Raw genomic sequence first — 4,244 nt, 5'->3', positions numbered from 1 at the left:
ATCGCGAATCCCCAGACTACCGGAATTCTATAAAAGAGTCAATAAGCGCAGTAGAAGCAATGTGTCGGGTCATATCTAAAGATAAAAACGCCACCTTAGGCGACGCGTTAAAACTAATTGAAAAACAAGGAAAGATTGAGATGGGCACCCCGTTAAAAGCGGCCTTCCTCAAACTATACGGATGGTCAAGTTCTTCAGAAGGGATACGGCACGCCTTGCAAGATCAGCCAAATCTAACGCTTGAGGAGGCGAGGTTTATGCTAATCACATGCTCAGCGTTCATTAATTATTTAAAAGGAAAGTGTGTCAAAGCCGGGGTAAGTCTATCGCAAAAAGGTGATTGATTCGAAAACGACTGATCCATGAAGAATCTTCCTTGCAATTCTGGATTTTCGATAATTCATTGGGCTAATATCTTGGGAAGTTGACTTGCACAACATTGTGAGTGCCTTTCTGCTCGGTTACATGATCCTCATTGGCCATTGAATATGCGTTAACAAATTTAAATTGTAAAACTTTAAGTGTTACAGATTAATGAATAGAATGTAATGAAAGATCCCCTTAATCGACCAGATCGAGAAAACGATAAGCAGAGATATCTTTATTTATACATCGGTTTGATTCTTGGGATTTTTATTGGCGGATTCTACGGCATTTTTGTGACACATGCAAAGTATCAGGAAACCTTGGACGACTTTTTTAATTTAAGCTATACTAGTAAAATTCGACCAGAAGGTGAAAAAGAGATCGATAGCATCGTGAACGAAGTTTCGGGCATCCCGAACGAGAGGATGAAATTACAAAAACTAGCTGAATGGACAATAGATAATTTTACGGGAGTATATTTTGAGGAATCTTGGGAGACAAAATTATGGCATAATGAATATGCTACCTCTCCAGCTTACAACCATAAGTACATTGGGGATAATCTCAACGGTTATGGATACGACAAAGATGGGAATATTAGAGCCCGATCAACTACCCAATTCTGGAAAGACCCTTATTGGATTGCATATATGAAGACTGGGGCTTGCGAGGACGTTGCAGTTCTATTTTATGAATTAGCAAATCAGAGTGGTTTTGAATCAAGGTTGGTGTGCTCCCCTGCATCAGACCTGGGGCACATGTGGGTTGAAGTGAAAGTTAATGATGAGTGGCTGTACGCAGATTGCGCATGCTACCATGATTATGGGGGCATCAGATGGCTTGATACACGAGAGAAGTATACACAAAATTGTTATTGTCTAAATGAAGTGCTACTCTGTTCTGATAGGATGATTGATTTAACGGAGTATTACGTTCCGAAACTAAAGACAGAACCAATTCGGAAAGAACTCATCCAAAAAATTACTGATATCTATCGATATTGGAATATTTTGTCATAGTTATTGTAACGACACTAAAATATATTCGAGATTATCCTTTAGACACATATTTCTTTTTTTTGAAAGGTGTGGTTAAACTGTTTCACATAATACTCAGCACGCCCCCTCAAACCTTAATATGGGTATACGTTAAGTAGTGTCCATGGAATTCGGCAATGAACATTCTAGAGAGCCTCGCTATGTAAGATCGTCCAAAAGGAAGAATGATTATTGGATAGCTCTATTCCATGGGATGTTAGATAAATATACATCAAAATATGGCGACCATTTTAGAATCACAATTGTGGACAATGATAACCCATCAGAATTCTATGATATTCCTTATGCATTAATAAAACCCGCTCTCGCTGAAGCTGGATTCGATAGTAAACGAAACCGGTGGGTATGCACCATTAACGACCATATTTTTCGAGTACATGGTGTAGCAGACCGGATCGATGTTAGGCCATTCTTTTGGAGTTTGGGGGTTCAGCAATATGAAGACGTTGAAGTCACAAACAGTGTTTTTTCAAAGGATTTTGTTGGTGACAGTCGTACTGAAGGAAACGTGAAAGTTAGAATTTCAACAGTGATTGAGAGAGATCCTGCTTTAAGGTCAGATGCTTTAAGAATTCATGGTTTCAACTGTGCCGTCTGTGGATTCAACTTTGAAGAGCATTATGGAGAGTGGGGGGAAAATTTTGCTGAAGTTCATCACATTATCCCCTTAAGTGAATATCGCGGCACCATTACAGAAGTGAACCCAAAGACCGATTTAGTAGTGTTGTGTTCAAACTGTCATAGTATGATACACCGGAAAAGGGGTGTTACTCTTACTGTAGATGAATTGAAAGGAAAAATGATAGTTTCAAAATAATCTCCCTGTTTTTGGATACATCTTGCGGATAGTAGCTGTTCATCTACCCCGATGCCTCTGCCCCGACCCCTCTACCATACCCAAGGGTCTACTCTTACCAGAAACAAGTCGGGAGGTGCTTGATCTTCTCCATCAGAATAACATGGCGAGCCCAGGGTATCGCCCAGATTGCCCTTTCCCAGCATTTGTGCCACAGCCGGTGGCACTTTTCCACCCCATCCATCTCAGGATCAATTGAGAATGAAACAAGTATTTTGCCAAACTCATCCCAAAGAATCCAAATATTGGGAATAATATGGTCAACTCCCCAAATTGACCCTAATGAGACGGAAAGCCAAAGGATCCGGACTACTGATTCCGATAATAATATTTCACCAAACAGCAATTGTGAAACCATGGCAAAGCCACTGCAAACCGGACTGGAACTGACCGGGGAAGATGCGCTACGTTTTCACCGGTACATGGAAGGCCACGAAGAGCTGCCGCAACGCGGGCGCGAGATGATGCGGGTAGCGGTGCGGCTGGCCGAGAAGGAGTAACTCCGATTACCATAGGAATCTGAAAGATATCACAGCGTTCACTCTTTCAAACCCCTGAATATGAAGATGTACTCCTTGCCCGACTTCTGCTTCGTCAGGTACCCCAGTTCTTCGAGGCGGAAGAGATCGCTTCTCGCCGTTCCATACGCCACGCGATATGTCTCGACGATCTCTTTGATCGTGACTGGCTTATCGGGGTTTTTGATGAGGGATTTGACGATCTCTGCCTGGCGAAGGCTCAGCCCCTCGCTCCTCTGGAGGATGGTTAACGTCTGCTTGCTCTCGCCCTGCTTCTTCTCGATATACTTCTGGATATTGTCGACAGCGGTCTTTACTGCCGCGAGATTGTAGCGGATGAAGTACGTGAGGTCGTTCTCGTCGCTCTCGGTGTAGAGGTATGCGAGTTTGTATTGCCCCTCCGCATCTTTTATCGCTCTGGATACCGCCATGTATTCGAACAGCCAGTAGTCCTTCCGGAGCATGTACCAGTAAAAGATACTCCGTGCGGTCCGGCCGTTCCCGTCATTGAACGGATGGATGTATCCGATCAGAAAATGCAGGATAATCCCTTTGACCACGGGATGGATGAACTGCCCGTCGTCGCTGTTTGCGAAGGCACAGAGTTCCTCGATGAGCCCTTCGATCAACGCGAAATCGGGGGGGGTGTGCAGGACGTTGCCCCGCATATCAAAGACCCTGATCTCGTTGTTGTCCCTGAACCTCCCTTCGTCGCCTGGATCTTCGAGCGTGTCGCGAGTAATGGTCTTATGGATCTCTAAGATCAACTCCGGGGTCAGTTCTTCGTCCTTTATCCGGGTGATCCTCTTCATCGTGACGTAGTTGTTCAGGATCATCCTCTCGTCTTTCGTGGCGGGTTTTCTCTTTTCACGGAGCATCTTTTTTGCAATCGTCCTGGTGACGGCGGCACCTTCGATCTGGCTCGATGCAATCGCCTCTTCCATCAGAGAGTTGATGATGAACTGGTTCCGATCCTGGGGCAGCGAATCGAGGCCGGATGAAATGCTTCCCGCTGCCGACTTGTCAAGAAAATGAAGTTTTTCGAGGAAATCGTCCAGAAGGTTATATTTCAGCTGAAGATCGTCGAACGAGACATATTTCATATCCCTCTCTCTGAAGGTCTTCATCAGTATCCAGACGTAGAGGGGGTCTACCGGAAGATCGCGCCGTTTGAGCTCTTCCCAGTGCAGGTACCGTTTGTTGTAGTTGAAGACCGCGCCGATCACACCTCTGGTATCCGCATACTCCCAGGCCCTTTTTACATCTGCCGGAGAATATTCAGGAGTGTGAGGGAGTTTCATGGTTAAATTTCATCTATTGCTTCGATCCTTATTATCATTATCTATCAGTTTGTTACATTTTGATAGATATTGTAAACGAGGCGATAGGAAGGTAGGTGAAGAGGGAAGAGCCGTATTTTCGCGAAGAGATCGCACGGAGCTCGCC

5 protein-coding genes are annotated in these 4,244 nt (G+C 44.5%); 4 read left to right on the top strand and 1 reads right to left on the bottom strand.

What is annotated here, in order from left to right; translation table 11 throughout:
• From L21_RS14275 to L21_RS14025, 4 genes are all read left to right on the top strand, one after another.
• The coding region (locus L21_RS14275; protein WP_218600621.1) for a hypothetical protein at positions 1–344 on the top strand (344 nt) is incomplete at its 5' end.
• A gap of 204 nt (positions 345–548) precedes the next feature.
• On the top strand, positions 549–1,385 hold the full coding sequence (locus L21_RS02300; RefSeq protein WP_083608713.1) for a transglutaminase-like domain-containing protein: 837 nt from the start codon (positions 549–551) through the stop codon (positions 1,383–1,385).
• A 142-nt stretch (positions 1,386–1,527) separates the two neighbouring features.
• A complete protein-coding gene (locus L21_RS13520; RefSeq protein WP_083608712.1) occupies positions 1,528–2,241 on the top strand; it encodes an HNH endonuclease in 714 nt (237 codons plus the stop codon).
• 395 nt (positions 2,242–2,636) lie between these two features.
• Positions 2,637–2,780, top strand: a complete 144-nt coding sequence (locus L21_RS14025) for a hypothetical protein (RefSeq protein ID WP_178377666.1) — start codon at positions 2,637–2,639, stop codon at positions 2,778–2,780.
• Between the two features lie 38 nt (positions 2,781–2,818).
• Here the strand turns inward: L21_RS14025 and L21_RS02290 are convergent, their stop codons facing one another.
• Positions 2,819–4,024, bottom strand: a complete 1,206-nt coding sequence (locus tag L21_RS02290; protein ID WP_256712032.1) for a Fic family protein — start codon at positions 4,022–4,024, stop codon at positions 2,819–2,821.
• Positions 4,025–4,244 lie beyond the last annotated feature (220 nt).

The sequence above is a fragment of the Methanoculleus chikugoensis genome, from assembly GCF_900095385.1.
In the GTDB taxonomy this organism is placed as follows: Archaea; Halobacteriota; Methanomicrobia; order Methanomicrobiales; family Methanoculleaceae; genus Methanoculleus; species Methanoculleus chikugoensis_A.
The sequence above is the reverse complement of the archived record's forward strand: the minus strand, read 5'-3'. Positions and strand labels throughout refer to the sequence as shown.